We start from the raw sequence: 25,746 nt of genomic DNA, 5'->3' as shown, positions 1-25,746 counted from the left end.
GCCTGCACAGCTCGCCGGACCGGAGACGCACTTCCTACGGCGCGTTCTACAGGCTGGCCCGCAATGTCAGGCCATACCGACGATCGTTGATCACAAAGTCGCGGTAGCGCGACTCGTTACCCAGGTAGCTTTCGCGACGGGTATCGAGCAGATTCACGCCGTCCAGCGAAATCGACCACACAGCATTGATGTTGAAACGCAGCGAAGCATCCAGCTGGCCGAAGCCCTTGTTGTAGACCGGCAGATTGCCGGTGCCGTTGCCTGCGGTGGTCACCAGCCAGTCGCTGCGCCAGTTGTAGGCCACACGGCCCTGGAAGCGCGACGTTTCGTAGCTGAGGATCGCGTTGTAGCTGTTCTTGGACAAGCCTTCCAGCGGCACCGTCAACGACTGGCCGTTGGTGTCGGTGGCAGTCGGGCTCGGCGCCTCGCTGTCGACGTAGGTGTAGTTGGTCTGCACGCCGAAGCCGCTCAACCAGCCCGGCAGGAAGTCGAAGAACTGCGTGTAGCCCAGTTCCGCGCCGCGGATCTTGCCCGAGTCGCCATTGACCGGACGGGTGATTTGCCACACCTGGCCGTCGTACACCTCGTTGAAGACGGCGTTGGCGATGAAGCCTTCCACCTTCTTGTAGAACAAGGTGCCGTACATCATCGAGCCCTGGCCGAAGTACCACTCCAGCGCGGTGTCGAACTGGTCGGCCTTGACCGCTTCCAGACTCGGATTACCTGCGGCACCGGTGAAGGTCGACGCACCGTTGGAGGTACCGGTGCTCAGGCTCAGGTTCGGATTGAGGCGATCGAAGGTCGGGCGCGAAATACCGCGCGAGGCCGCAAAACGCCACTGCAGCTGATCGCTCAGCATCCAACGCAGGTTCAAGCTCGGCAGCACGTCGGTGTAGGTCTGCTGTGCATCGACCGGAATCAGACCGCCGCCTTCAGCGTCGGTGCCGGTCCGCACGCCCTGCGAGCCGACTTCGGTCCGCACCACGCGCACACCGATGTTGCCGTCGAACGGGATGTCGCCATCCACGCCGAAGCGCAGCACGCCGTAGGCGGCGTAGGTCTTCTCGTTCTGCGTGTTGATGTTGTTGGGCGCAAATTCCAGCGGGGTGCCGCCAAAGGTCGCAAGCGTCTGCTCGTAGTTACCCACGGCCACATCGGATGCGGTCAAGGTAGGGCCGAAGGTGCTGCTCTTGCCACGGAAGAAGTCGGTGATCGGGTTGGTCACGACGCCCACGGTGGGGAACTGCGAGAACGGTGTGCCGGCGCATCCGTTGATGCACATGAAACGGAACACGTTGCCCTTGGTCTCGGCATCGCGGTCGGTGTAACGCACGCCGGCCTTGAAGCTGCGCACGAAATCGCTGTCGAACGCCAGATCCATATCCGAACGCCAGGCGAATTCGGTGCCCTTGTTGTCGTCTTTGTTATCCAGGTGCCAGCGCCAGCCGTTGTAGTTGTCCTGGTTGGCCAGGAAACCTTCGGCACCGCTTGCATCGGTCACCGACAACTTGGGCAGGTCGCCGCGGAAATCGATATTGAAGAACGGCGTGTTGTTCAAGCCGGTCGCCACGATGTAACGCGTGCCGGTGGTGGTGGCATCGACATACTGGAAGTCGGTGCTCAGGGTCAGCTTTTCGTTGACCGTCCACTTGGCGCCCAGCGAGTAATCGGTGGTCACCGAATGCCGCTCGGTCAGGCTGGTGTTGGAGTCGGCCGGCACGTTCTGGAAGGTGCCGTTGACGAACTCGTTGCGGTCGTTGATCTGGATGCCCGGCGTGCCCTGCATCGGGTTGGCACCGGTCAAGGCAAAGAACGAATAGTCGTGCCAGCTGAAGTCGTATTCCGAACGCAGCACCTGCGTATAGACCTCGACCGCATCGTTGGGACGCCACTGCATCGCAAACGCGCCGGTCTTGCGCTCGCGCTCGCCGACGGTGGTGTTGATACCGGCGCCGTGCGGCACCGAGATCTGCTGGCCTTCATAGCCCGGCAGATCGGTCTGGGTGTACCACGGCTCGATCGAAATGGTGTCCTGGCGGAACGGGCTCTTCTGCTGTGAGTAGTTCACCAGGATGCCGATCTCGCCGATCCCGGTCTGCCAGCGATCGCTGAACAGGCCAGAGAACGCCGGCTTGCCGTCGTCGGCCAGGTCGTAATGGTTGTACTGCACGCTACCGGCGATCTTGCGGCCGTCGTAATCGAACGGCAGACGCGTGCGCAGGTCGACGGTGCCGCCCAGGCCACCTTCGATCATGTCGGCAGACGGGTTCTTGTAAACATTAACGCCGCCAAGCAGCTCGGCCGACACGTCTTCGAAGCTCAGGCCGCGACCATCGTTGGCGGTGAAGATGTCACGGCCATTGAGTTCGGTGCGCACCTGGGTCAGACCACGGATGGCGATCGAGCTGCCTTCGCCGTAGTTGCGCGAAATCTGGATACCGGAGATGCGCTGCAACGCCTCGGCGACGTTGTTGTCGGGCAGCTTGCCGATGTCTTCGGCGACGATCGAATCGACGATCTGCTCGGCGTTCTGCTTGACCAGCTGCGCCTTGGTGACGCTGCTGCGCGTGCCGGTGACCTGCACGGTGTCCAGCTGCTGGGTGGTGGCGTCCGATGCGGGCGCGGCAGTGGTGGTCGCATCCTGCGCGTAGGCCTGCGCGCTCAGCAGCGTGGCCACACTGATGGCCATCACGGAGCGGCGGAAATCACGGATCGAACGCTGGCCCACAGTCCGGCCTGCCGGAATGTGGCGATATTGCACTGACATGGTGCTCCCTCCCAGGACGCATGTACTACTCGTTTTAGCGGGCCGGTGCGCGAACGCCCTGCCCGTCGTTGTTGCTGGCCCGCATCTGCCACCCGGCAAGACCGGAGGCGCGGATGCGTGGTCGCCCTGGCGGGCAGACCTGCGGCTGCGGCGGGAGCATAGGGCGCGGCCGTCATGCCACACCAATGAAATATTCCTGGAAAGGTATTCGTTAAAGCTATAGCAAGCCTGGCAAACCCGATTGCTCCGGCATCGGCAGGCAGGGCAAGTGGCCCGGCAGAAGCGGACTCGACTCTGCGAGTCCGCTCACAGTGGATCCGTGATCGACGTCGCTTACCAGTTCATGCGCAGCACCAGCGAGTAGCGCCGGTCGTTGACGAAGGACGAGCGCGTGTACAGGCGCGGGTCCACTTCGCCGTCCGCATACGAGGTCGGGCCCATCAGCACCTTGGTCACGGTGTTGGTCAGGTTGTTGGCCTGCACGCCCAGCTGCAGATGGTCGTTGAAGCGATAGAAGAACGAGCCGTCGAGCTGGCCGTAGTCGTCGGCCCAGGTCGGCAGGCGCGTGGCTGCATCGCTGGTGGTCAACAGATAACGCGAGCGCCAGTTGTAGGCCAGGCGCAGCGACAGCGGGCCCTTCTCGTAGATGCCGGCCAGGTTGTAGCTGCGCCGCGACAAGCCTTCCAGCGGCAGCTCGACACCGGTCACCGTGGTGCGGGTGTACGGGTCGATGGCGGTATTGGCGCCGCCCTTGCTGTCGACGAAGGTGAAGTTGGCATTGATGCCGAACCCGCTCATCCAGCCCGGCAGTTCGTCGAAGAACTGCGTGTAGCCCACTTCGGCGCCACGGATGGTGCCTTCGTCGGTGTTGTACGGCCGGGTCACCAGCCACTCGCGGTTGTCGTAGGTCTCGCTGCGGGTCTGGGTGGAGAAGTAGTCCTTGACCTTCTTGTAGAACAGCGTGGTGTACAGCATGTCGCTGCTGTCGAAGTACCACTCCAGCGCGGTGTCGAACTGGTTGGCGGTCATCGGCTTGAGGGTCGGATTGCCCGCAGTGCCGACGAAATTGGTCGCATTGCCGGCGTCGTCGGTTTCCACGTTGAGCAATACGTACGGCTGCAACTGGGTGTAATCCGGGCGCGCCATCGCCTTGGACGCAGCGATACGCCACTGCAAGGTGTCGGTGAAGCGGAAGCGCATGTTCAAGCTCGGCAACACATTGGTGTAGCTGCCCTGCGCGTTGTTGTCGAAGTACTGGCCGGTGTAACGGGCCTGCAGCTCCGGCGACACGTTCAACCCGGACAGGTCCTGAAACTGACCGAAGCCTTCGGCCTGGGTCTTGGTCTGCACGATGCGCACGCCGATATTGCCGTCCACCGGCACGCCCCATGCTTCGTCGTTGCCGAAGTACAGCGCCGCATACGCGGCCTGGGTGCGCTCGAACTGGCGATTGGTGTCCTGCGGCTGATAGGTATCCGGCGCCCAGCCGTAGCCACGCAATGCCACGATCTGCTGTTGCAGCAGGTCCGACGCGCGCCGGTAGTTCTTGACCAGCCCACCGTTGGGTACCACAAGGGTGGTGGGCACGTTCACACCGCCACGGAAGAAATCGGAGAAGGTGAACCGCGACGACTCGTCGGGCAGGTATTGCGACATGTCCGCCAGGCCCGTCGCGCTGCCGGGGATCGCCGCCCAGTTGTCCGACAACACGCCCCAGTTGTACCCGGAGTTCTTGTTGGTCTGGTTACGGTCGGTGGCGCGCATGCCAAAGCGCATGAAGCGCAGCCAGCTGCTGTCCTGGAAGGTGTATTCCAGGTCCACGCGGGTGGACAGCTGCCGGCCGCGATTCTTGCCCAGGTGATCCATCGCCGCCGCCCAGAAATAATTGGACGGGTCCTGGGTGAAGCCCTGGTTGGCGATCTGCACGGTCGGATACTTGCCCGAAACGTCATAGGTCAAGCCAGGCAGATAGGTCGCGCTGAACACGGTGAAGTCCAGCTGGTCGTTCTCCGACTGCACCAGCTGCACATCGCCCTTGATCTGCAGGTTGTCGTTGAAATAGTGGCTGAAGCCCACCGACAGGTCCGAGGTGGTGGTGCGCTGTTCGGAATAGCGGTTGTCGGTATTGAAGCGCACGCCGTCGCCGGTCAGCACGCCGCGCCAGGAGTTGGACACCGGCGAGCCGCGCTGGAAGACGCCGTCCTGGTCGTACTCGAAGGTGGTGCCGGGCGCCGGGCTGATGCTGTTGTTGCTGTCGTTGAAGAACGCCGCGCGCTCCTGCCAGTTCATGTCGTAACGCGAACGCAGGTATTGCGCGTAGATCTCGGTCTGGTCGCTGGGCTTCCACTGGAACGCTGCGGCAATCCCGTCGCGCTTGCGTTCGAAATCCAGCTGACGCCAATTGACGCCACCGGGCACGTACACCTCGCTGCGCCCGCTGCCGGCCAGCACCGCGTCGTCGGTGCGCCGCACATACGGCTCCACCTGGATGCCGTCCGAGCGCGTCGCCAGTTCCGAATGGGCGATATCGATCATGAAGCCCATTTCGCCGACACCGGTATCCCAGCGATCGCTGAACAGGAACGACGCCGACGGCTTGTACTTCTTGCTCATGTCGCCGTAGTTGACGTCGATATTGCCGCCGACGATGCGCCCTGGGTTGTCGAACGGCATGCGCGTGCGCAGATTGACCGTGCCGCCCAGACCGCCTTCGATGATTTCTGCGGACGGGTTCTTGTACACGTCCACGCCGGCCATCAACTCGGCCGGGACGTCTTCAAAGCTCAGCCCGCGGCCGCTGGCGGCGCTGAAGATGTCGCGGCCATTGAGTTCGCCGCGCACCTGGGTCAGGCCGCGGATCATCACGCCACTGCCTTCGGCCGAAAAGTGGTCCGGGTCGCTGCGCGCGGCAAAGTGGTCGATGGTCACGCCACTGACACGCTGCAGGGTTTCGGTGACGCTGCGGTCGGGCAGCGCACCGATGTCTTCGGCGCTGACCGAATCCACGATCTGGGTGGAGTCGCGCTTGATCACCTGCGACTTGATCAGGCTGGCGCGCACACCGCGCACCTCCACCGTATCCAGGTCCACCGCGCTGGCGCCGGCCTTGTTCGAGGCAGCGCCCGGCGACGATTGCGCCTGTTGCGCATACACCGGTGCAGCAAGCAACACGCCGATGCTGACGGCCATGGCCGAGTGACGCAGATGTTGCAGACGACGGGCGCGCACGCCCGTACCTGCCGAGGCATGGCTTGAAAACTTGAACATCTGAATCCCTCCCAGGACGCAAGACGACTGAAGACTGGTTGTCGCGGCGCAAGACGCCCCGCGTGATCGGGTGGAAACAGGCACTGATGCCGATCTCCACCGTTGCTTAACTTGGCGGCTTGGCCGCCGATCACCTGCCCGACTTCACGTGCGCTTCAGCGTGCGATCTGGCGCACAGATATAGGCGCACGGTCTAGCGCCAGCCAATGAAAAATTCACGGACTGGTATTACTTCACGGAATAGAAATGGAAGAGCCCGCTAGGTAAGGGATTCCGGCCCGCGCAGACCGGGGTACAAGCGGCGCGCGGTAGTCCGCAGCGCTTGCAGGATGCGCTCGGCACCCGGCGGCAGGATGTAATCGCGCCGACGGATGATGCCGAACGACTCCATCCGCACCCCCAGCTCGATCGGCAGCACCGTCAGCAACTTGGCCTGGATCAGCGGCGCCACCGATTCCACCGGCAATGCGGTCAGCATGTCGGTGCCGCGCAACAGCGTGGAAGTCACCGGCAACGACGAGGTTTCGATGGCGTTGGTCGGCGTCTGCACGCCGTGCTCCATGAACATCGAGTCCAGCCGCGCGCGTAGCACGCTGTCGGCCGGCGGCAGGATCCAGCCATACCGCACCAGGTCCGCATGCTGCAGGCCGACGCGGCTGGCCAGCGGATGGCCGGCACGGGCGATCACCGAATGCGGCTCATCGGCCAGCGGCTCGAATTCCAGTTCGCCCACGCCTTCCGGGCCGAGGATGCGGCCGATCACGATGTCCAGCTGGCCATCCAGCAACTTGGCAACGAGCGGGCGGCTGTAGTCCATCTCCACCCGCACCAGGATGTCCGGAAACTCGCGTTTGACCTCGGCAATGGCCTGCGGCACCAGATTGGTTCCTGGATTGACCACGGTCCCGATCGAAGCCTGGCCCATGCGGCCGGCCCGCAACGCAGCGATTTCTTCCTGCGCGCGGCCGATCTCCGACATCGCCGCACGGGCACGCCGGATCAGCACATGGCCGTACCAGGTGGGCTCCACGCCGCGGGCATGCCGCTCGAACAATTTGACCCCCAGCATGTCTTCCATCTCGGCCAGCAGCTTGGATGCGGCCGGCTGGGTCATGCTGGCGGCCTCGGCCGCACGCAATACCGAGCGCTGTTCGTGCAGATGCAGCAATAGCAGCAGTTGACGCGTCTTGAGGCGGGCTGCGTTGAACCAGGGAGTACCGGAATTTGCCATGGGGTGCGGTTGCGGCTGTGTATTCGTCGGAGGAATAGAATATGCCGAAAATTTCATTTGCAGCACATATCTCCCCAGGCGAGGCTAGCGCTCGCCGCAGCAGGAGCCCCTACCTCCCGGGCGCGGCCAGAACAGACGTGACCGCCTTTGATCAGGTGGCAGCACGCACGCCATGACCGCGGAGGTGGACGACGATGACGGCATCTTGCCGGCCACTTGCAGGCCGTAGCGGTAGACATGTCGCGCATCACGCACGCATCGCCCACCCGGGCACCCGCCCACCCGCGCTTCGTTTTCTTCTCCGGATTGCGCATCGGCAGCACCTGCTTGCCGCGCGCAGTCGCGCAAGCTCCCACGACGTTGCCGGCCATCTGGCCGCCAACGGCCGCTTTCCGCTCTATCGCGAGTAACACCATGACCTCAGACACCACCGCCAGCCTGTTCGCCTTGCCACTGATCGCCATCCTGCGTGGCATCACGCCGGAAGAAACGCTGGACCATGTCGGCGCACTGATCGACGCCGGCTTCGATGCGATCGAGATCCCGCTCAATTCGCCGCGTTGGCAGCAGAGCATCGCCCTCGCCCAGCAGACCTATGGCGAGCGCGCCTGGATCGGTGCCGGCACCGTGCTGCGCAACGAAGACGTCGACACCCTGGCCGACATCGGTGCGCGCTTCATCGTCACCCCCAACACGCGCCCCAGCCTGATCCGCCATGCGGTGTCGCGCGGGCTGACCGTGGTGGCCGGCTTCGCCACCGCCAGCGAGGCGTTCGACGCCATCGATGCCGGCGCAACGATCCTGAAACTGTTCCCGGCCGCGACCTATGGCGCTGCGCATGTGCGCGCGCTGCGCTCGGTGCTGCCCACCCATATCCCGGTCTACGTGGTCGGCGGCGTCAGCCCGCAGACCCTGGCCGGCTTCATCGCCCAGGGCGCTGCCGGCGCCGGCATCGGTGGCGAACTGTACAAACCCGCGCAATCACTCGAAACGACCCAGACGCATGCACGCAACTTCGTGCAGGCCTACCAGGAACTGCAAGGATGAAGATCACCCGCCTCACCACCTACCACGCCGCACCGCGCTGGTTGTTCCTCAAGGTCGAGACCGACGAGGGCATCACCGGCTGGGGCGAGCCGGTCATCGAAGGCCGCGCGCGTAGCGTGGAAGCGGCCGTGCACGAACTGGCCGGCTATGTCGTCGGCAAGGACCCGGCGCGCATCAACGACCTGTGGCAGACCATGTACCGCGCCGGGTTCTACCGCGGCGGCGCCATCCTGATGAGCGCCATCGCCGGTATCGACCAGGCGCTGTGGGACATCAAGGGCAAGGCGCTGGGCGTGCCGGTGTACGAGCTGCTGGGCGGGCTGGTGCGCGATCGCATGAAGACCTACCGCTGGGTCGGCGGCGACCGCCCCGGCGCCATCATCCAGCAGATCACCGACTACCGCGCGCTGGGCTTTGACACCTTCAAGTTCAACGGCACCGAAGAAATGAAGCTGATCGACAGCGCGCGCGCTGTCGATGCCGCCGTGGTCAAGGTCGCCGAAATCCGCGAAGCCTTCGGCAACACCATCGACTTCGGCATCGACTTCCACGGTCGCGTTGGCGCGCCGATGGCCAAGGCGTTGCTGCGCGAACTCGAACCGTTCAAGCCCCTGTTCGTCGAAGAACCGGTGCTGGCCGAACAGGCCGAGTACTACCCGCGCCTGGCCGCCAGCACCTCGATTCCGCTGGCTGCCGGCGAGCGCATGTTCTCGCGCTTCGAATTCAAGAACGTGCTGTGCGCCGGTGGTATCGGCATGGTGCAGCCGGACCTGTCGCATGCCGGCGGCATCACCGAGTGCGTCAAGATCGCCGCGATGGCCGAAGCCTACGACGTCGGCTTCGCCCCGCACTGCCCGCTCGGCCCGATCGCGCTGGCGGCGTGTCTGCACGTGGACTTCGTCTCGCACAACGCGGTGCTGCAGGAACAGAGCATCGGCATCCATTACAACGAAGGCGCCGACCTGCTCGATTACGTCATCAATAAAGACGATTTTCAGTGCGTGGATGGCAGTATCGCCGCACTGCCCAAGCCCGGGCTCGGTGTGGAGATCGACGAAGAGATGCTCAAGCGCGCAAACGAAAATCCGCCCGACTGGCGGAACCCGGTGTGGCGCCACGCCGACGGCAGCATCGCCGAATGGTGAGCATGCCCGAACACACCGCCGTACTGGCGGTCGACAGCCGCTGCACACATGGCGAAGGCGTGCTGTGGTGCGAACAGCGCGAGGCGTTGTACTGGGTCGACATCAGCGAAAAACGCCTGTGGCGGCATCATCCGGCCAGCGCGCAGACACGCTACTGGACGCTGCCCGATCGCCCCGGCTGCCTCGGCCTGATGGACGATGGCCGCCTGCTGATCGCACTGGCCAAGGCCATCGGTATCGCCGACCCGGACAGCACCGAAGACGACGTGTTGCCCTTCGAAAAACTGGCCGATATCGAGGCCGACAACCCGCTGACGCGCAGCAACGATGGCCGTGCCGATCGGCACGGCAATCTGGTGTTCGGCACCATGGACGAACACGACAACAAGGCCGCGCGCGGCGCGATGTATCAGTTCTCGCTGGCACATGGCTTGCGCGCGTTGCCACTGCCGGGCGTATCGATCCCCAACTCGATCTGCTTCAGCCTCGACGGCCGCACGCTGTATTACTGCGACTCGGTGCGCCCGCAGATCCTGTGCTGCGATTACGACCCGGAGACTGCGCAAACCAGCAACACGCGCGTGTTCACCACCCTGGACCGCGACGACGCCGAGCCGGACGGCTCGATCATCGACAGCCAAGGCCATCTGTGGAATGCGCAATGGCGCGCCTCGCGCGTGGTGCGCTATCGCCCCGACGGCAGTGTCGAGCGCATCGTGCACCTGCCGGTCAAACACCCCACCTGCAGCGCCTTCGGTGGCGCGACGCTGGATCGCCTGCACGTGATCTCCTCGCGCCTGGACCATAGCGCCGAAGAACTCGCACGCATGCCAGAAGCCGGCGGCCTGTTCGTCTGCGACGTCGCCATCGCCGGCCTGCCCGAAAGCCGGGTGGCCAGCGCATGATCGCGGTCGATTGGGGTACCAGCAGCCTGCGCGCCTACCTGCTCGACGCCACCGGCGCCGTGCTCGATCAACGCCGCGGCAGCGACGGCATCCTCGCCTGCCAGGGCCGCTTCGGCGAGGTCCTGCACGCATTGATCGATGGCTGGGACGGCCCGGTCGTGCTGTCGGGCATGATCGGCAGCCGCAACGGCTGGGTCGAACAGGCCTACCTGCCCTGCCCGGCCGACACCGCCGCACTGGCTGCGGCCATGCGCCGCTACGACGATCTGCTGCCCGGCCGCACGCTGTGGTTCGTGCCCGGCGTCAGCACCGGCACGCAGCATGGCGTGCCGGATGTCATGCGCGGCGAAGAAACCCAACTGGTCGGCCTGATCGCCGCACTTGGCGACGGCGACCACATCGCCTGCCTGCCCGGCACGCACAGCAAATGGGCGACGATCGCCAACGGCCAGCTGACCGACTTCGCCACCGTGATGACCGGCGAGCTGTACGCGGTGCTGCGCCAGCACAGCATCCTCGGCAAGCTGATGCCCGACGAGCATGCCGATCTCGATGAGGCCGCATTCCTGTCAGGCGTGGATCGCAGCGCCGAACCCGGCGGCCTTAGTCACCACCTGTTCGGCACCCGCACGCTGGGCCTGTTCGACCGCCTCAGCGCACAGGCCCTGCCCTCGTACCTCTCGGGCCTGCTGATCGGCCACGAGCTACGCGAGCATCGCGGCAGCCACGCCACTGTGCATCTGGTCGGCAGCCCCGCCCTGGCGCAGCGTTACGCCCTGGCGTTGACGCACCTGGGCGTCGCCACCCAACAACACCCGGAAGACCTGGCCGCCACCGGCCTGTTCGCGCTGGCCCGGCAACACGGCCTGACCTGAGTTCCCTGAGGGGAGACAGGATGCAAAGCCCCTCTCCCCCCGTGGGGCGAGAAGGCATGGCGCGCGCGCCTTGGAGCACCCGCGCCGCAAGCGCGGGCCGGGACGCGGAGCGGAGGTTGGGGTGAGGGTACGGCGGAAGACAGCCAACCCACCCAGCGAGATCCAGGCATCACGACACCCGCAGACCACGACCAATCCATCATCTGCGCGGCAAACAATCTCCGTCCCACCTCACACCCACCACCCGACTGCTTTAGAATTGCCAGGCTAAACGCCGGATTCCGCCATGCCTTTTGTTGTCACCGAAAACTGCATCAAGTGCAAATACACCGACTGCGTCGAGGTCTGCCCGGTGGATTGCTTCCACGTCGGCCCGAATTTCCTGGTCATCGACCCGGACGAGTGCATCGACTGCACCCTGTGCGAGCCCGAGTGCCCGGCTAACGCAATCTATCCGGAAGATGACGTGCCCGCAGGCCAGGAAGGCTTCGTCGCGCTCAATGCCGAACTGGCCAAGGCCTGGCCAGTGCTGACCGTGCGCCAGGAGCCCCTGCCCGATGCGGCAGACTGGGACGGCAAGCCGAACAAGCTACCGCTGCTGCAGCGCTAAGGCGCTCTCCCGGCGCGCGACAGCATCGCTGCCCGCTAACCACAGCGCAACAACGCAAAACGGGCGCCCTGAGCGCCCGTTTTGCTGTCCGGCAATGGCCAAACCACTCAGCCGCCGAGCTTGCCCTTCAGCGCGCTGATCACCGCCACCGGTGCGGCAGCCGTGGCCGGCATGCCGCGCGGATCCACTGCCGACACGTAGCTGCCCGCCTCGACCTTGACCACGCGCACCAGGAAGCTGGAACCCTCGTAGCTCACGTCGTAGGAGCCCAGCATCTGCGCCTTGCTGGCGACGGTCAGACCGGGAATCTCGGCCAGCGCCGTGCCGACCTTGGCAAACACTTCATCGCGCTCGCCCGGCACGGTGAAACCGCTGTTGGCGCTCGCCGACGGCGGCGTGTTGGTCTGCTGGGTGGTCGATGCCAGGGTCGGCACCTTCATCGCACCGGAGGTGTCGGGCAGGTTCAGATCCGGCGGCACTTCCAGCGGACGGGCTTCCGGGGCCAACGCATAGTCGCCGCGCGCGCCCTTGTGAAACCAGCTGCAACCACTCGTGGCGGCGACGGTGGCGGTCGCCAGCAACGCGAGCGACAGCACGCGGACGGGGGAAACGGAATGACGCATCGATAGATCTCCTGGGTCAGGCCGCGAGCATTTCGCGGCTGGAAAGTGCTTCCAACGCAACGGCGTCGGCGGCAAGGCGGTCGGCGGCAGGCTGGTGCGCCGCAGAAAGTGGCAGCAGCGGCAAGCGCAGGCCGTGCCCGATCCCGGCGCGCTGCAGCAGCGCCTTGACCGGGATGGGATTGGATTCGATCCCGCAGAAGCTATGGTATTCGCTCAGGCGCGCATCCCATGCGAGGGCGGCATCGCGCTGGCCATCGCGGGCCAGATCGCACAAGCGACGGTACGCCGACGGCAATGCGTTGGACGCCACCGAGATCAGCCCCTGGGCGCCGGACAGCATCGATTGCGCGGCACTGCCGTCATCGCCACTGAGCACCACGAAGGAGTCGCTGCGCAACGCCACCAGCGCGGCGACGCGCTCGGGCTCGCTACGCGCTTCCTTGATGCCGACGATGTTGGGGTGATCGACCAGCTCGGCCACCGTCTCCGGCAGCAGATCACAGCCGGTACGGCCGGGCACGTTGTACAACACCACCGGCAACCCGCCGCTGTCGGCCACGGCCACAAAATGCGCTTTCAACCCTGCCTGGGTCGGGCGCACGTACGGCGGCGTCACCACCAGCGCGTATTGCGCGCCCAGCGCGGCGGCGCGGCGCGTCTGCGCAATGGTTTTTGCGGTGCCGGACAGCCCGGTACCGGCCAGCACCGGCACCCGGCCGGCGACCTGGGCCACCGCGGCGCGCAGCAATGTGTCGTATTCGTCGTCGCTCAGCGCGGCGGCTTCGCCGGTGGAGCCGGCAACCACGATTCCCTGGACGCCACCGTGCAGCTGCTGCTCAAGCAGCCGCCGCCAGGCATCCAGGTCGAGTGCGCCGTCCGGCCCGAAGGGGGTCGCCAGCGCGGTGATGATGCCGGAAAGGGACAAGATTCTGCTGCTCTTACGTGACAAGGGGAGGCCCGCGCGCACGCGGGTTGCGACCGCCTGCATGTTACTTGCGGCGCGAAACCACGGGCAAGTATGCTGGTCACCGCCAGGGCGCCTGTCCGGGCGGCCATTCAGCCTGATGCAATGCCGGAAGCCCCTTTGACTGACTCTACACCCCGGCCCTCGCCGACCGAAAATCACCTCCTGATCAACGCCTACACGACGCATCCGGAGTCCCCCCTGTTGCCTGTCACCCGCCGCATCGCCGACAGCGGCTGCAATCTCGTGGACGCTCGCCTGGCCACGGTGGGGCGCGATGTCTCGGTCACCGCACTGGCCACCGGCTCCTGGGATTCGGTCGCCAAGCTCGAAGCGATGCTGACACGGCTCGAACGCGAGGAAGGCCTCAAGCTGGTCTGGTACCGCACCGGCCCCAAGCAGACCCAGTCCAACCTGTTGCCGTACATCGTCGAAGTGATCGCCGCCGACAAGCCGGGCATCCTGTTCCAGCTGGCCGATTTCTTCGACCGCCAGGGCATCACCATCGAAAACCTGCAGAGCACCCGCTACCGCGCCATGCAGACCGGTGCGGAGATGTTCTCGGCGCAGGTGACCATCGGGGTACCGGCCAACATGCACATCGCCGCGTTGCGCGATGATTTCCTGGAATTCTGTGATCACCTCAATCTCGACGCGATCATGGACCCGATGAAGTTCTAAGGCAGACGCACCGATGGCCATCGCCAAATCCGCGCTGAAACAGATGTTCGATCACATCCGCTCCGAGACCGACTGGAATCTCGACGGCCCGTTGCGCTGGGAATACTTTTTCGCCGACCCGGCGCAGCAGCCGCTGCAACAGCTTTCCGAGCAGCTGACCCAGGACGGTTACCGCGTCATCGACATCTTTCTCGGCGAACGCGACGAAGACGACGGCGACGATGAGGAGTCGTATTTCCTGCATGTGGACAAGCGCGAACACCACACCATTGAATCGCTGAATCAGCGCAATGCAGAGTTCGATGCACTCGCCAAACGTTTCCATGTAGCTGCTTATGATGGGATGGACGTCGGGCCGGCCTGATCGGCCGCCGACCGCCTCTCCCCTTCAGGCTGAGCAACGATGACCGACGCTGTACTGGAACTGCCCGCTACCACCCTCGACCTGCCGCTGGCGCTGTCCGGCGGCACCCAGACCACCCTGCGCGGCTATGCCGGCACGTGGGTGGTGCTGTACTTCTACCCGAAGGACAGCACGCCCGGCTGCACCACCGAAGGCCTGGACTTCAATGCCTTGCTGCCGGACTTCAAGAAAGCCGGCGCTGCCATCCTGGGTGTCTCGCGCGACTCGGTGAAGTCGCACGACAACTTCTGCGCCAAGCAAGGCTTCAACTTTCCCTTGATCAGCGATGGCGACGAAGCCTTGTGCCGCGCTTTCGACGTGATCAAGGAAAAGAACATGTACGGCAAGCAGGTGCTCGGCATCGAGCGCAGCACCTTCCTGCTGTCGCCCGAGGGGCGCATCGTGCAGGCCTGGCGCAAGGTCAAGGTTGCCGGCCATGCCGAGGCCGTGCTGGCTGCCGTGAAGGCGCACGCCAAACAGTGACGCCCCTCGTTTCCCCTGTCCTCCATCACCCTGCACACGCAGGCGTGATGGCTCGCCCCTGCTCCATCACTTGGAAGACCCAATGACCCGAGGCAAGCGCATCTACGTGCTGGACACCAACGTGCTGATGCACGATCCCACCTCGCTGTTCAAGTTCGAAGAACACGATGTGTTCCTTCCGATGCAGGTGATCGAAGAACTCGACAACGCCAAGAAGGGCACCTCCGAAGTCAGCCGCAACGCGCGCCAGGTCAGCCGCTTCCTGGACGAACTGCTGGAAAACACCAACGCCGAGCAGATTCAGGCCGGCATTCTGCTCAGTCACCCGCAGGGCATCCAGCTCAAGGGCCAGGCCGCGATTGGCCGGCTGTATTTCCAGATTCACCCGATCGACCCGGGCCGCACCTTCGGCGCGATGCTGCCGGACAACAAGATCCTGGCCTCGGTGCTGGCGCTGCGCGAAGAAAACCCGGATGTGCCGGTCATCCTGGTGTCCAAGGACATCAACCTGCGCATCAAGGCCTACATCAGCGGCCTGGTGGCAGAGGACTACCAGAACGACCGCGCGCTGGACGATTTCAGCCTGCTGTTCACCGGCGCCATCGAGTTGCCGGAAGACTTCTGGCAGAAGCACAACGAGGACCTGCGCAGCTGGAACGAGCGCGGCCGCACCCATTACGAGATCGTGCTGGCCGACGACGAAGACTGGTACCCGAACCAGTACCTGTATCTGCCGGGCGAAGACGACGTCGAACTGCGTGTGGCCAAGGTCGGCGGCGGCAAGGCCACGCTGTGCCTGGTCGATGATTTCCGCCACACCCAGCACGCGGTCTGGGGCATCGCCGCGCGCAACCGCGAGCAGAACTTTGCGCTCAACGCACTGATGGACCCGGAGATCGATTTCGTCACGTTGCTCGGCACCGCCGGCACCGGCAAGACCTTGCTCGCGCTGGCCGCGGGCCTGGCGCAGACGATGGATCAGCAGCGCTACCGCGAAATCATCATGACCCGCGCCACCGTCAGCGTCGGCGAAGACATCGGCTTTCTGCCCGGCACCGAAGAAGAAAAGATGACGCCGTGGATGGGCGCGCTCACCGACAACCTGGAAGTGCTCACCCACAACCAGGACGGCGGCTCATGGGGCCGCGCAGCCACCAACGACCTGCTCGCCAGCCGCATCAAGATCCGCTCGATGAACTTCATGCGCGGCCGCACCTTCCTGTCGCGGTATCTGATTCTGGACGAAGCGCAGAACCTCACGCCGAAACAGATGAAGACGCTGATCACCCGCGCCGGCCCCGGCACCAAGATCGTCTGTCTGGGCAACGTCGAGCAGATCGATACGCCCTACCTGACCGAGACCACGTCCGGCCTGACCTACGCGGTGGATCGCTTCAAGGCCTGGCCGCACAGTGCGCATATCACGCTACGCCGTGGCGAACGTTCGCGTCTGGCCGACTTCGCCTCGGAGGTGCTGTGATGCGAACGCTTCGCAGCGCTACAGCCCTTGCAGTGCTCGCGCTGGCCGGCTGTGCGACCACGCAAGCGCCCTCTACCGTACCGACCAATCTCAAAAGCGGGCAGTCGTGGATCATCACCCGCCAGAGCGTCGCCGAGCAGGTGCTGGACACCTGCTCGCGCGACAGTCCGGCGCGTCACCCAGGCCAGATCACCGGCTATTGGGAACCGAGCCATCAACAGATCGAGCAGCTCGAATCCCGGCAGGATGCGTTGACGCCAAGCATCGCCGAGCCGCGCGAGTTCGACCGGCAATATGTGGGCGTGGTGATCGAGGGCCAGCAACTGATCTACATCAACGCCTTCAAGCTGCCCAACGACCCGCCAGTGAAACCGGCCAGGGAAGCGATCAAGGTCTGCGACGGCGGTAGCGCCTTCTGGGGGGCGCTGTACGACCCGCAGACCGGCGCGTTCTCGCAGATCGCGGTCAACGGCACCCCGTAACACCGCCCACACGTCAGCATCGCTGCACCATCCCTGCACAGCCGCCAGCCGGCAGTGCAGAATCGGCGCATGACCACGCCCAGCACGCTGTCCGCATTGACCATCGCCGGCTCCGATTCCGGCGGTGGTGCCGGCATCCAGGCCGATCTCAAAACCTTCGCTGCGCATCGCGTGCATGGCTTGTCGGCGATTGCCGCATTGACCGCGCAGCACACGCGCGCCGTCACCGCCGTGCACATCCCGCCGATCGCATTTCTGCGCGCGCAAGTGGATGCCTGCTTCGCCGATTTCCAGATCCAGGCCGTCAAACTCGGCATGTTGGCCAATGCCGACGTCATCCACTGCGTGGCCGATCTGCTCGAAGCCCATCGCCCACCCTTCATCGTGCTGGACCCGGTCATGGTCGCCACAAGCGGCGTGCGCCTGCTCGAGGACGCGGCATTGGATGCGCTGCGCACCCGCCTGCTGCCGCTGGCAACCTTGATCACACCCAATACGCCGGAAGCCGAGCTGTTGACCGGCCGCCGCATCGACACGGCCGACGCCGCCGAACATGCGACTGCCGCGCTGCTGGAGCTGGGCGCGAACGCTGTGCTGCTCAAGGGCGGCCATCTGCATGAGGGCGCGCGCGTGATCGATCGCTTCGATGACGGCGTCACCCAGGACGTGTTCATGCATCCGCGTATCGACGTCGATGCGCACGGCACCGGCTGCAGTCTGTCGGCAGCGATTACCGCGCAATTGTGCCAGGGCCTGTCGCTGCTCAATGCCTGCGAGGCAGCGATTGATTACGTGGCGCGCGCCATCCGCCTGGGGCAGCGCCCAGGGCACAGCGAGGTCCTGGTGCTCGACCACTTCGGCGCCGCCCCAGCGGTATGAGCGTGCACAGCGAAGGCGTGCATAGCGACACGCTGCCCGCCAGCGCAGCCGATGGACATCGCTGGCAGGTGATTCGCAGTGCACCAGCGCAACCGATCGCCAGCTTGCTGTGGCTGCCGGCATTGGGCGTGGCAGCGCGGCATTACCAAGCGTTTGCCGATGCATTGGCCGCTACCGGGATCGCGGTCTACCTGCACGAATGGCGCGGCAATGGCAGCAGCACGCTGCGCCCATCGCGCCAACACGATTGGGGCTATCGCGCCTTGCTTGCCGACGACCTCCCGGCCAGCCAGGCGCTGATGGATCGGCATGACCCGCAGCACCCACGCATCATCGGCGGGCACAGCCTGGGCGGGCAGCTGGCCTGCTGTCATGCCGCGTTGCAGGCGTCGCGAGTTCCTTCGCAACGCGACTCACCGCTGACGCAGCTGTGGCTGGTTGCCAGCGGCTCGCCATACTGGCGCAACTTTCCGCGCCCGATGCGCTACGGGCTGCCGCTGGCGTATCGCGCCCTGCCCTGGCTTGCGCGCGTACAAGGCGTGCTGCACGGGCGATCGCTCGGCTTTGGTGGCACTGAGGCACGCAGCCTGATCGCCGACTGGGCACAGGTCGGCCGCAGCAATCGCTATCGTGCTGCAGGCAGCGGCTGGGATCTGGAGCGCGCCTTGGGCGCGTTGACGGTACCGATCAAGGCGCTGACCTTCGACCACGATCACTTCGGCCCGTCTGCGGCGTTGCATGCACTGCTGCAGAAGATGCCGCAGGCGCATGCCGAGGTGCAGCAGTTGGACGATGCGCAACTGGGCGTGCGCAGCGATCACTTTGCATGGATGAAGGCACCCGCCGCCGTCGCGGCTGCGCTGCAACGCACGCGTGCCGATGCGGCCGGCGACAATCGAATTTCACAAAGGGATTGACGAGTACGTCGGGCATCCGCATAATTCCGCTCCTGACGAGGCGCCCGTAGCTCAGTTGGATAGAGTACCTGGCTACGAACCAGGCGGTCGGGAGTTCGAATCTCTCCGGGCGCACCATCTTCAGGAACAAAAAAAGACAGCACTGAACCGCTGTTTTTTTAGTTAAAACGTCCGACTGCACTGCATCGGATGGCAAGTCAAACAAGATATGCGCCCGTAGCTCAGTTGGATAGAGTACCTGGCTACGAACCAGGCGGTCGGGAGTTCGAATCTCTCCGGGCGCACCAATCTTGAAGAAAACGGCCAGCTTGCTGGTCTTTTTTTTGCCTGTCGTTTTTGTCCTGCATCGCTCGCGAATGCAGCTTGTGCAGCGTGTCGATACGAATGCGCTGCGATGCGCGTTAAAGCGCCCATCAAGATGTAGCGCGCATTGCCGGATGGGTATGGAAGGCGCGCTCAGAACCACACTGTAAGCGACGCGGCAGCGAGCACCGGCCGCGCCCGCCCGCCCGCCAGGCAGGCAGGCAACTGCACAGTCGTTTGGTGAGCTGTTCTTATCGAACAGGACGCAGAACGCTCACGCGGTAGCGCCCACAGCATCCGACTGGCCGACCACCACCACCGGCACCAACGAGGTCACCGGATGCCCGGCATCGCGCCACGCATCCAGCCCGCCCAGCAACGGACGCACATCGCGATAACCACGCTCGCGCATCCGACCTGCCAGCCACGCCGCAGACACTTCATCGGGACACGCGCAATAAATCACCACGCTGCGATCGCGCGGCACGCTGGCCAAAATCTGCGCAAGCTGGCGTTCGTCGGCAAACACCGCACCAGGAATCGTGTACGGCTGCAGGTCGCGGTATCCCGGCGCACGGATATCCAGCACCGTCGGCCGCAGGCTCTCGTCACCGTCGAGCAGCGGCACCAACTCGTCCACTGCAATGCGCGCCTGTTCCAGCGAGCGCAGCAGCGTGTGACGCCGCCACCAGCGCCACCCGACGTAGCAGGCCAGCAGCGCGGCCAACACCACCACCGCACCGGAACCGAGTTCGGACAAGAACACGAGCACGTCCTGCACCTGATGGGCGAACACCGCCCCAAGACCCAGCCCAACCAATGCCCACAGCGAAGCACCGAACGCGTCGTAACGCAGGAACGCGCCCGGCCGCACCCGCATCGCACCAGCCATCGGAACCGACACCATCGACAGGCCCGGCACGAACTTGGCCACCGCCAGCACGCGCACGCCCCAGCGCGAGAAAAAGCGCTCGGTCTGCTTCATGCAGGTATCGCGCGAAAGCGACAACCGGCACAGCGACTGCAAGGTGCGATTGCCAAAACGACGGCCTGCCAGATACCACACCAGGTCGCCAAGCAGACTCGCCAGCACCGACACGCCCCACGCGGCAAGACCCGCCAGCCACGCCTCGCTACCACCGCGCAGCGCGTAACCGGCGCCGACCAGCACCAGCGTCGGTAGCGCTGGCACCGGCAGCCCGAGCGACAACGCCAGCACGTTGGCAAACACCAGCGCCAATCCGTACTGTTCGATCAAGCCTTGCATGCGACGACCCTGCGCGACGGCGAACGGCCATTATCCGCTCTTGATCACGTTTGCGACTGCCCGGCGGCAGCGAAACGATACGTTTCGGCAAGCGCTTGCAACCATCGCTCGAACAGACCGTCGGCCCGCAACGCGCGCCGCCACCAGCCAAGCGCCTCACCCTCTTCGCCCGGCCGCCACGCCAGGAAGAAGGTCTCGTCGGCCTTGTGCGTTTCCACCGGCACCTGGCGCAAACGGCCCTCCAGCAGCGCGCCCTGCGCATACGGCTCAGGCAGAAACCCGTAGCCTGCCCCGGCCAATTGCAGCAGCAACTTGGTGTGCATGTCCGGCACGGTCAGCACATCGCGGCCGGACAACAGGCCGACCGTGCGCGGCAGCAGACGCCGCGCCGAATCCGCCACGGCAATCGCGCGATGGTCGGCCAGCTCGGTCGCACCGAGCAACTGCGCGCCGGCCAGCGGATGCGTCGCGGCCACTGCGAACACGAAGCGCACGGTGCCGATCTGTTCGGCGACATAACCACCGCCGCTTGGCCCCTCGCCCGCCGCCACAATCAGATCCACGCGCCGGTCCAGTAGCGCCTCCCAGCTGCCGGACAGCGACTCGCTGAGCACCCGCAGCCGGGTGCTATCGGCCACGGCGTAGAAGTCCAGGATCTGCGCCTGCAGCAGCGCAGCCGGCAACATCGCATCCAGCCCGATCGCAAAATCCGACTCCCAGCCAGAGGCGACGCGCCGCACGCGCACCTCCAACTCCTGCGCGGCACGCAGCAGGTTGCGTCCTTCGCGCAGCAGTTCGCGCCCGGCCTGGGTCGGCGTTGCCTTCGGCCCCACCCGTTCGAACAGCTGCACGCCCAGATCGTCTTCCAGCTTGGAAACCGTGTACGAGATCGTCGAGGGCACCTTGAACAACACCTTGGCCGCCGCGGTGAACGAGCCGCGGCGGTCGATCGCATCCAGGATCTGTAGCGCTTCCAGGCTGATTTTCATTGTTCGAATTTTTCGATGGTAGCAGCCAAATCTACTCGCTTTTTCTCTGGCCGACAGAGGCGGAGACTACGCATCAAGCCGCAGGGACACCGATTCACCCCCGGCGCCAATTCGAATCTTTCAAGGAGAAGCAACATGTTGAATGTCCGCAAGAGCGAAACCCGTGGCCGTGCCGAGCATGGCTGGCTGTCTTCGCGCCACACCTTCTCCTTCGCCAGCTACCACGACCCGCGCCACATGGGCATCGGCCCGCTGCGGGTGATCAACGAAGACAAGGTGACCCCGGGCGAAGGCTTCGGCACCCACGCCCACCGCGACATGGAGATCATTTCCTACGTCCTGGACGGCGCGTTGGAGCACAAGGACAGCATGGGTACCGGTTCGGTGCTGCACTACGGCGATGTGCAGCGCATGAGCGCCGGCAGCGGCGTGACCCATAGCGAGTTCAATCATTCGTCCAGCGAGCCGGTGCACTTCCTGCAGATCTGGGTGATGCCCGAGCGCAACGGTATCGAGCCCAGCTACGAAGAAAAGCATTTCGATGCCGACAGCAAGCGCAACCAGCTGCGCCTGATCGCCTCGCCGGCCGGTGACGACGGCTCGCTGCGCCTGCACCAGGACGCACGGCTGTATGCATCGATCCTCGATGGCGACGTACGCCTGCAGCAGCCGCTGGCTGAAGGCCGCATCGGCTACGTGCAAGTGGCCCGCGGCAGCCTGAGCGTCAATGGACAGGCGTTGTCGGCCGGCGATGCGGTGCAGGTCATCGGCGAGCCGGAGATCGTGCTGGCCGATGCACGCGATGCGGAAGTGCTGGTGTTCGATCTGCCGAAGTAAGCCGGTCACGGCCCTTGCAGCGCAAACGACCTGCATGTGCTGCAAGCGGCGTTGACCCCAACGCACAAGGCCCGCGCTAGCGGGCTTTGTGCTGCGCGCGAAAATCTGGACGCGACGCTGTGCGTGTGGTTGGTGCGCTTGCCTTACCTTGCTGCGACAACACGTGGCTTACACGCACCGCGACACGACATGACATGACGTCCGTCGTCAGCGCCGAAGACGAAGGCTTGGACACCCGGCCACCGCGGTCGCAGTCTCAGCGATTGGCCGTTATGCGGCCTGCGATTTGAACGGCGTGTCGGACTGCGCAGCTCCGTCGGCATCGCCGTTGACCAGCGCGAACAACGCGTCCGCATCGGCTTCCAGCACGCGTGCCGACCGCGCCAGATCGTCGACCATCTGCGCCTGGTCGCGCGCCTGCACGCCAATGGAGTGCAGCGCCGTGTTCGCAGTCGAAATATCCAGCGCCTGCTCGTGACTGGCGGCGGCGATCTGCTCCACCGTCGCGGTGACACGCAGTACCGAGGCCACTACGTCCTGCATCACGACGCCGGCCTGTTCGGCCAGGCGCGAGCCATCGCCGACCTGGTTGGTCGCATTGTCGATCAGGGAACGAATCTCCCTGGCCGACACGCCACAGCGCTGCGCCAGGCTGCGCACCTCGGTGGCGACCACCGCAAACCCGCGTCCCTGCTCGCCGGCGCGCGCCGCTTCCACCGCCGCGTTGAGCGCCAGAATGTTGGTCTGAAACGCGATGCCGTCGATCACTTCGATGATTTGACCGATGCGGTCGGTTGCCGATCGAATGCCGGCGGTGGTCTTGACCACGTCGGCGATGACGTCCGCGCCGCGCCGCGCCACCGCAGCCGAGTCCTCGGCCATGCGTCGGGCCGAGCCGGCGTTTTCGGAATTGGTGCGCACGGTAGCAGCCAGTTGATCGATCGTGCTCGAGGTCTGCGCCACGGCGCTGGACTGCGTGGACACCCGGCTGACCAGCTCCTGGTTACTGGCAGAAATATGATGCGACTCGCGCTGCACGTTCTGCGCGATGCTCATTGTCTGCCGCATCAGGTCGCGCATGCGCTCGGCAGAGCGCACTTGATCGGTCACGTCGGTGGCGTACTTGACCACCTTGTACGGGCGCCCGGAGACATCCAGGATCGGGTTGTAGGACGCCTGGATCCACACCGCGCTGCCGTCCCTGCGCAACCGCCGATACCGCCCCGCGTCGAACTGGCCGCGCGCCAGCTTTGCCCAGAAATGCCGGTATTCGTCGGAGGCGCGGTAGGCCGCATCGACGAACACCCCGTGATGCTGGCCAATGGCCTCGTTCGACGAGTAACCAAGAATCGCCAGGAAATTCTCGTTGGCACTCAGCACTCGGCCGTGCAGATCGAACTCGATCACGCCCATCACCTTGTCGATGGCCTGTATGCGCCCATCCGCATCGGCCGAATCGATGACCTGACGGGTGACGTCGGTGGCGTACTTGACCACCTTGTAAGGGCGACCGAGTTCGTCGAGAACCGGGTTGTAGGACGCCTGGATCCACACTTCCCTGCCATCCTTGCCGATGCGCTTGTAGCGACCAGCATCGAATGCACCGCGTCCAAGCGAATCCCAGAACGCGCGATAGGACGCCGATTGACGCGTCTGCGCCTCCACGAACATGCCGTGGTGCTTGCCGCGTATCTCATCGAGCCGATAGCCCATGACCTGCAGGAAGTTCTGGTTGGCATCGAGCACCGTGCCATCCAGCGAAAATTCGATCACCGCCATCACCTTGTCGATCGCATCGATGCGCCCTTCGAAATCGGCGGTCTGACGGACCTGCTCGGTGATGTCGGTGGCGTACTTCACCACGCGGTAGGCCTTGCCTGCACGATCCAGCAGCGGGTTGTAGGAGGCATTGATCCAGACCTCGCGGCCCTGCTTGTCCAGCCGGCAAAAGCGCCCGGCATTGAAGTCGCCACGCCGTAACGCATCCCAGAACTGGCGATAGCTCTCGCTGTCGCGATCGCTCGTCGTCACGAACATGCGGTGATGCTGGCCAACCACCTCGTCACGCCGGTATCCCATGAGCGTGAGGAAGTTCTGATTGGCGTCCAGAATGCGGCCGTCCAGATCGAATTCGATCACCGCCATCACCCGATCCACTGCATTGGCCTTGTGCTGCAGCCCACGGCTCCAGGAAGAGAACAGGCGTCCAAGCAACGGTAGGCGCATCACGTCGAAATCCGAGATATGGGTCACGTCTTTAGCGACACGTACGCGCCGTACTTGACCCCCTTCGCTTGCCATAGAGTCGAGTGGTTCAGATGTCAGACGGTCTCTCTCTGATCGTCCTCTTCATGCTCCGGCATTGCCGAAGTCGAAGCCCTGTTCCTGGGTGTGCAAGGAAGACCAGACCCTTCTTCTCCGATCTGTAAGACAAGGGCGGATGCAGTGCGTTGGCCGCCAAGGCACGCGCATCGCCAGCGTAAAGTCGAGGCCTTGTTTCCTGGCGTGCAAGGACGACCAGACTTTCTTCTCCGATCTGCAACACAGTGGCTGATGCAGTACGTTGGCCGCCAAGGCGCGCGCGCAGCGCCAGCGTATCGGCGATCGCTCGCGATGGACCCTCCTCCGTCTTGCATCGTTGGAAAAAAGCACCCGTAAACGCCGCTCACACCGGCGGATGCGACCGACTCTCCGGACTGCTGGCTTCTGCATTTTCGAGCGACCGACGCCTTACCCGTTGCATAGCGACTCCATCCACAGCGCCACACGCCCCATTGCATCTCTCGCCATGCAGAGATCACTGCCGACATCACTGGCGGCGTCACTGGCGGCGTCACTGGCGCGGCAGCATGCGCTGGATCATCGGCAGAACGAGGCTCAGATAAAGATCGGCCACGTCCTCTGGCAGCATCGTCGTGCATCGGCGAGGAACGCGTACTGGAACACGCGTGCGGCAAAAAAGTTGCCGCTTTGATCAAAGAACCGGCAGCTAGCAGGAACAAGGGGACGCAGGGCAAAACACGCCAGTAAGAAGGCAAGCCCAGCAGCTTGGGGAAGGCCTGAGCGACTCGCTGCGGGACGAGTGATCCGGGATATCGCTCAAACGCGGCGGCCTTCCATGCTGAACATCAAGCAATTGCGCGTAGTAAGGATTGCCAGGAGTGTTGATCGAAAACACAGGGACGAATTGTTCAGAGCTTCCTTAGGTCTTAGGTCTTAGGTCTTAGGTCTGCAGTTAGCACAGTAGGTGGTCTGCGAAGTTGAACGCAGGAGATTGACCCTACTGTTTGCTGTCTGCATTTTGCATGTCGGGAAATAGCGGCAAGCGGCAAGCGGCAAGCGGCAAGCGAAGATGGTTTCGCAGCCCGCTAACCGCTCCCTCCAAGCGCGCCTATTTTTCGAACATCAAAAAGCATGAGGGCACGCAACAGGGCAACAAGCCAAGAACAACGCGCCGACCGAGCCAGGTGGCAGGCGACCCGATACATATCGCTTCAACAGCGACACTCGGTGCCGAAATGGTCGACGACGCGACCGATACAGATAGCGGATGGCGGATGGCGCCCATCAGACCCGGCCACTGCATGTCGG

The 25,746-nt window shown here is 64.4% G+C and carries 21 protein-coding genes and 2 tRNA genes; 15 read left to right on the top strand and 8 right to left on the bottom strand.

The window, feature by feature from the left end; all coding sequences use genetic code 11:
- Positions 1 to 46: 46 nt before the first annotated feature.
- From RQH86_RS02530 to RQH86_RS02520, 3 genes are all read right to left on the bottom strand, one after another.
- Positions 47 to 2,767, bottom strand: coding sequence for a TonB-dependent receptor (locus RQH86_RS02530; protein WP_115511932.1), 2,721 nt, complete (start codon positions 2,765 to 2,767; stop codon positions 47 to 49).
- A 333-nt stretch (positions 2,768 to 3,100) separates the two neighbouring features.
- Positions 3,101 to 6,034: a TonB-dependent receptor gene (locus tag RQH86_RS02525; protein ID WP_311238422.1), complete on the bottom strand. Its 2,934-nt coding sequence runs from the start codon at positions 6,032 to 6,034 to the stop codon at positions 3,101 to 3,103.
- A 259-nt stretch (positions 6,035 to 6,293) separates the two neighbouring features.
- On the bottom strand, positions 6,294 to 7,265 hold the full coding sequence (locus tag RQH86_RS02520) for a LysR family transcriptional regulator (protein WP_055844203.1): 972 nt from the start codon (positions 7,263 to 7,265) through the stop codon (positions 6,294 to 6,296).
- A gap of 414 nt (positions 7,266 to 7,679) precedes the next feature.
- Between RQH86_RS02520 and RQH86_RS02515 the strand changes: the two genes are divergently transcribed.
- From RQH86_RS02515 to fdxA, 5 genes are all read left to right on the top strand, one after another.
- Complete coding sequence (locus RQH86_RS02515; RefSeq protein WP_055844207.1) at positions 7,680 to 8,312, top strand: 2-dehydro-3-deoxy-6-phosphogalactonate aldolase; 633 nt, start codon at positions 7,680 to 7,682, stop codon at positions 8,310 to 8,312.
- Positions 8,309 to 9,457, top strand: a complete 1,149-nt coding sequence (dgoD, locus tag RQH86_RS02510; protein ID WP_055844210.1) for a galactonate dehydratase — start codon at positions 8,309 to 8,311, stop codon at positions 9,455 to 9,457. Before RQH86_RS02515 ends, dgoD begins: the two co-directional genes overlap by 4 nt.
- Positions 9,451 to 10,362, top strand: a complete 912-nt coding sequence (locus RQH86_RS02505; RefSeq protein ID WP_311238423.1) for an SMP-30/gluconolactonase/LRE family protein — start codon at positions 9,451 to 9,453, stop codon at positions 10,360 to 10,362. The genes dgoD and RQH86_RS02505 overlap by 7 nt, the downstream gene beginning before the upstream one ends.
- Positions 10,359 to 11,237: a 2-dehydro-3-deoxygalactonokinase gene (locus tag RQH86_RS02500; RefSeq protein WP_311238424.1), complete on the top strand. Its 879-nt coding sequence runs from the start codon at positions 10,359 to 10,361 to the stop codon at positions 11,235 to 11,237. The genes RQH86_RS02505 and RQH86_RS02500 overlap by 4 nt, the downstream gene beginning before the upstream one ends.
- A gap of 286 nt (positions 11,238 to 11,523) precedes the next feature.
- Positions 11,524 to 11,847 (top strand): ferredoxin FdxA, encoded by a 324-nt coding sequence (gene fdxA / locus RQH86_RS02495; protein WP_005994928.1) that lies wholly within the window; start codon positions 11,524 to 11,526, stop codon positions 11,845 to 11,847.
- Positions 11,848 to 11,954: 107 nt separating this feature from the next.
- Here fdxA and RQH86_RS02490 read toward each other — a convergent pair whose 3' ends face one another.
- Positions 11,955 to 12,470 carry a hypothetical protein gene (locus tag RQH86_RS02490; RefSeq protein WP_055844218.1) on the bottom strand — a complete coding sequence of 172 codons (516 nt, stop codon included), beginning with the start codon at positions 12,468 to 12,470 and terminating at the stop codon, positions 11,955 to 11,957.
- A 16-nt stretch (positions 12,471 to 12,486) separates the two neighbouring features.
- On the bottom strand, positions 12,487 to 13,395 hold the full coding sequence (gene dapA / locus RQH86_RS02485; RefSeq protein ID WP_115553586.1) for a 4-hydroxy-tetrahydrodipicolinate synthase: 909 nt from the start codon (positions 13,393 to 13,395) through the stop codon (positions 12,487 to 12,489).
- Positions 13,396 to 13,488: 93 nt separating this feature from the next.
- Between dapA and RQH86_RS02480 the strand changes: the two genes are divergently transcribed.
- From RQH86_RS02480 to RQH86_RS02440, 9 genes are all read left to right on the top strand, one after another.
- Positions 13,489 to 14,115 carry a glycine cleavage system protein R gene (locus RQH86_RS02480; RefSeq protein ID WP_115511939.1) on the top strand — a complete coding sequence of 209 codons (627 nt, stop codon included), beginning with the start codon at positions 13,489 to 13,491 and terminating at the stop codon, positions 14,113 to 14,115.
- A gap of 13 nt (positions 14,116 to 14,128) precedes the next feature.
- Positions 14,129 to 14,479: a ribonuclease E inhibitor RraB gene (locus tag RQH86_RS02475; protein WP_055844224.1), complete on the top strand. Its 351-nt coding sequence runs from the start codon at positions 14,129 to 14,131 to the stop codon at positions 14,477 to 14,479.
- Positions 14,480 to 14,518: 39 nt separating this feature from the next.
- The gene (locus RQH86_RS02470) at positions 14,519 to 15,001 is read left to right on the top strand and encodes a peroxiredoxin (RefSeq protein WP_115511940.1); all 483 of its coding nucleotides are present in this window, start codon (positions 14,519 to 14,521) and stop codon (positions 14,999 to 15,001) included.
- Positions 15,002 to 15,083: 82 nt separating this feature from the next.
- Positions 15,084 to 16,481, top strand: coding sequence for a PhoH family protein (locus RQH86_RS02465; protein WP_055844239.1), 1,398 nt, complete (start codon positions 15,084 to 15,086; stop codon positions 16,479 to 16,481).
- Positions 16,481 to 16,963: a hypothetical protein gene (locus RQH86_RS02460; RefSeq protein ID WP_055844240.1), complete on the top strand. Its 483-nt coding sequence runs from the start codon at positions 16,481 to 16,483 to the stop codon at positions 16,961 to 16,963. Before RQH86_RS02465 ends, RQH86_RS02460 begins: the two co-directional genes overlap by 1 nt.
- Before the next feature lie 69 nt (positions 16,964 to 17,032).
- Positions 17,033 to 17,842: a bifunctional hydroxymethylpyrimidine kinase/phosphomethylpyrimidine kinase gene (gene thiD, locus RQH86_RS02455; protein WP_311238425.1), complete on the top strand. Its 810-nt coding sequence runs from the start codon at positions 17,033 to 17,035 to the stop codon at positions 17,840 to 17,842.
- Positions 17,839 to 18,759 (top strand): alpha/beta fold hydrolase, encoded by a 921-nt coding sequence (locus tag RQH86_RS02450; protein WP_311238426.1) that lies wholly within the window; start codon positions 17,839 to 17,841, stop codon positions 18,757 to 18,759. Before thiD ends, RQH86_RS02450 begins: the two co-directional genes overlap by 4 nt.
- Before the next feature lie 40 nt (positions 18,760 to 18,799).
- A tRNA-Arg gene (locus tag RQH86_RS02445) sits at positions 18,800 to 18,876 on the top strand.
- 93 nt (positions 18,877 to 18,969) lie between these two features.
- Positions 18,970 to 19,046 (top strand) — tRNA-Arg (locus RQH86_RS02440).
- 290 nt (positions 19,047 to 19,336) lie between these two features.
- Here RQH86_RS02440 and RQH86_RS02435 read toward each other — a convergent pair.
- Together RQH86_RS02435 and RQH86_RS02430 are read right to left on the bottom strand one after the other, a co-directional pair.
- On the bottom strand, positions 19,337 to 20,329 hold the full coding sequence (locus RQH86_RS02435) for a DedA family protein/thiosulfate sulfurtransferase GlpE (RefSeq protein WP_115511944.1): 993 nt from the start codon (positions 20,327 to 20,329) through the stop codon (positions 19,337 to 19,339).
- Positions 20,330 to 20,373: 44 nt separating this feature from the next.
- Positions 20,374 to 21,318, bottom strand: a complete 945-nt coding sequence (locus RQH86_RS02430) for a LysR substrate-binding domain-containing protein (RefSeq protein ID WP_115553580.1) — start codon at positions 21,316 to 21,318, stop codon at positions 20,374 to 20,376.
- 135 nt (positions 21,319 to 21,453) lie between these two features.
- Between RQH86_RS02430 and RQH86_RS02425 the strand changes: the two genes are divergently transcribed.
- Positions 21,454 to 22,155 (top strand): pirin family protein, encoded by a 702-nt coding sequence (locus tag RQH86_RS02425; protein WP_055844255.1) that lies wholly within the window; start codon positions 21,454 to 21,456, stop codon positions 22,153 to 22,155.
- Positions 22,156 to 22,425: 270 nt separating this feature from the next.
- Here RQH86_RS02425 and RQH86_RS02420 read toward each other — a convergent pair whose 3' ends face one another.
- Positions 22,426 to 24,357 (bottom strand): PAS domain-containing methyl-accepting chemotaxis protein, encoded by a 1,932-nt coding sequence (locus RQH86_RS02420; RefSeq protein ID WP_311238497.1) that lies wholly within the window; start codon positions 24,355 to 24,357, stop codon positions 22,426 to 22,428.
- Between the last annotated feature and the right edge of the window lie 1,389 nt (positions 24,358 to 25,746).

Origin of the sequence: Xanthomonas sp. WCS2018Noco2-27 (genome assembly GCF_031843525.1) — a bacterium.
Lineage (GTDB): Bacteria > Pseudomonadota > Gammaproteobacteria > Xanthomonadales > Xanthomonadaceae > Xanthomonas.
The sequence above is the reverse complement of the archived record's forward strand: the minus strand, read 5'-3'. Positions and strand labels throughout refer to the sequence as shown.